This window comes from Streptomyces sp. NPDC007205 (genome assembly GCF_040634095.1).
Classification (GTDB): domain Bacteria; phylum Actinomycetota; class Actinomycetes; order Streptomycetales; family Streptomycetaceae; genus Streptomyces.
On sequence record NZ_JBEYEW010000142.1, the window covers coordinates 1 to 2,762 of the forward strand.

Annotated in this window: 2 protein-coding genes and 2 pseudogenes; 3 read left to right on the forward strand and 1 reads right to left on the reverse strand. The window is 65.5% G+C overall.

Translation table 11 applies throughout. The features are described from left to right. Positions 1 to 94: 94 nt before the first annotated feature. Positions 95 to 514 (forward strand): annotated as a pseudogene (locus tag ABZ624_RS42585) (transposase); the annotation flags it as partial. Positions 515 to 717: 203 nt separating this feature from the next. Continuing rightward, positions 718 to 1,912 (forward strand): annotated as a pseudogene (locus ABZ624_RS42590) (IS110 family transposase). Here ABZ624_RS42590 and ABZ624_RS42595 read toward each other — a convergent pair. Then, on the reverse strand, positions 1,839 to 2,225 hold the full coding sequence (locus ABZ624_RS42595) for a hypothetical protein (protein WP_360101054.1): 387 nt from the start codon (positions 2,223 to 2,225) through the stop codon (positions 1,839 to 1,841). The pseudogene ABZ624_RS42590 and the gene ABZ624_RS42595 sit on opposite strands and share 74 nt — an antisense overlap. 359 nt (positions 2,226 to 2,584) lie before the next feature. Here ABZ624_RS42595 and ABZ624_RS42600 point away from each other — a divergent pair. Further along, positions 2,585 to 2,762, forward strand: a 178-nt coding sequence (locus ABZ624_RS42600) for a carbonic anhydrase (RefSeq protein WP_360101051.1), incomplete at its 3' end; no start/stop codon positions are given.

Below are 2,762 nucleotides of genomic sequence, written 5' to 3' on the forward strand. Positions count from 1 at the left end.
TGAGACTTCAGACATCTCGCTCAACAGTCCGAGGGCCTCGCCCGTTACTCGACCGGCCTCGTCACCCGATCGGTGGCCAAATTGAAAAGCCTCCCGGTTTCGCGACCACGAACTGGCAGAGGTGATCTCCAGCCTGCCCGGGATCGGCCCCGTCCTCGGCTCCGAGTTCCTCGCCGCCACCTGCGGCGACCTCAGCCGTTTCGGCAGCCCGGATCGTCTGGCCAGCCTGGCCGGCGTCGCCCCCGTGCCCCGGGACTCGGGGAACATCAGCGGCAACCTGCACCGGCCCCGGCGCTACCACCGCGGCCTGCAACGCGTCTTCTACCAGTCGGCGCTGCTGAGCATCCGGCGCTGCGAGGAATCGCGCCGGTTCTACGAACGGAAGCGAGCGGAAGGCAAGCGCCACATACAGGCGGTCCTGGCCTTGGCCCGGCGACGGGTGAACGTGTTGTGGGCGCTGATACGCGACCGACAGTGCTACCAACGGACGCTCCCTGTCACGGCTGCAGCTTGACAAACGGCATTAGGAGGTTGTGGCACCCAGGGGAACCGGGTGTGGCTTTCACGCTGCTGCCGTTCGTGGCTTTGCTGGCTTGGCCGCCCGGTTCTCCACGACGACTCGGCCGCCGATTGGGAAGTGTGAGAAAGTCGCTGTGCAGAGCAATGCCGGCGAGGTCGTCTGTGGTCTGTACTGCACGCACGACGAGCTGGAGCACGATGAGCCGAATACGGGCAGGGACCGACTGCGGCAAGGCCCACCACCACACTCTGGTCCTGGACAGCGAGGGCGAGACCCTGCTGTCACAGCGGGTGGCCAACGACGAACCCGAGCTGCTGAAGCTGATTGGCGACGTCCTGGATCTCGCTAGTGGCCGACAGATCATGTGGGCGTTGGACATGGCCGGCGGCGGGCCCGGCTTGCTGATCGCCCTGCTCATCAAACACGGTCAGGAACTCGTCTACATCCCCGGCATAGTGGTCAACCGTGCCTCGACAGCTACTGCGGAGCGGGCAAGACCGACGCCCGGGACGCGCGAGTGATCGCTGACCAGGCCCGCGTGCGGCGAGACTTGCAGCCCATCTGTCCGGGCGATGACGCGGGCATCGAACTGCGCCTGCTGACCGAGCGCCGGGTGGATCTGGTCGCCGAGCACACCCGCACCATCAACCGGCTCAAGGGCCTGCTGAACAGCACGTTCCCGGCCCTGCAACGCACCTTGGACATCGGCACGAGCGGGGCATTGCAGCTGTTGACGGGCTACCAGACTCCGGCGGCGATCCGCCGCACTGGCCCGCGTCGACTGACCACCTGGCTCCGCAACAGGAAGGTCCGTTCCCCGGAGACTCTCGCGGCGAAGGCTGTTGAGACAGCTGAACGACAGCACACCGCCGTGGCAGGCGAGAGCTCCATCGCGAAGATGGTGCACACGCTGGCGAAGGAGGTGATAGCCCTCAACGAGGAGATCGCCGAGACCGACAAGTTCATCGAAGGTCGGTTTCGCGAACACGAACTGGCTGAAGTGATCCAGTCCATGCCCGGCATCGGTACGGTCCTCGGTGCGGAGTTCCTCGTTGCCTTCGGCGGCAGCCTGGACGCCTTCCCCACGCCGGACCGTCTTGCTGCTTTCGCCGGCGTGACCTCAGCACCTCGTGACTCCGGGAAGATCAGCGGCAATCTCCACCGGCCTCAGCGATACCACAGGCGCCTGCAACGGGTCTTCTACACGTCCGCGCTGGTAAGCATCCGGTTCGACCCCATTCGCGGAAGTACTACGACCGCAAACGAGCCGAGGGTAAGCGTCACGTCCAAGCCGTGCTCGCGCTCGCCCGACGCCGCGTCAACGTGCTGTGGCCCCTGATCCGTGACCGCAGGTGCTACCAAGTCGCACCGCCTGTAACTGCTGGGGCTTGACTTCAACATTGGGAAGCGTGTCGTGCGTGCTGCCGCCCTGCGGCCGCACCTCGACGGTGGGATCAACGGCTTCGCGATCTCCCCAGCCCGTCCAGAACAATCCAACTCTCACCGCGCCCCATACGTGGGCCAACGAGCAAACCGTCACATAGGGCACGATCGTAGGTGTGCTGTGGTCGAGGGGCGGTGATGGACGCCTGTTGCGTGCGGTCGGCTCGAAGAGGATCCCTGCGCGGTATCGATGACCGGCGGGACCTGTAACGATGTCATCCAATTGGGTCGAGATGATCACCGCTTCACCGTCCCGGAACATGTCATCAGCCTCAGCACCGGGCCTGCCAGGGGCACGCGGTGGCAGTGGCCCTCAGGCCCGCACAACCTGACGAGCGGTAAGCGGAGTCTCTTATAGATACGAAGAATCCAGCCGTAACAAAGGCTGGTCAGCCGTGTCTGAACCATTGGGAGCGGAAACGTCCAGGAGGAGCCTGGGCACGCCGGAAGGCCACTGACCTAAAGCCACAGCGGTCGGACTACCCGAGGGCAACCCAACCGGCCCCTCCCATCTGGCGAGCCTCGTCGCGAGAAGCGGTCCGTAGGAAAGACCAGCTGCCGCGGGCCGGGGCTCGCTCGAAGCCCGAGACGCTCATAGCGTGCCCAGGAGGAATACCACTCATGCAGCCCCTCATCGACAGTGCCCGTACGTTCGGACAGCGCCCTGAGGAGTTCGCCAAACTCGCCGAAGGCCAGTCCCCGCTGGTGCTGTTCATCACCTGCTCCGATTCCCGGGTCGTCCCGGCCCTGATCACGGGCGCCCGCCCCGGCGAGCTGTTCGAGCTGCGCACCGCGGGCA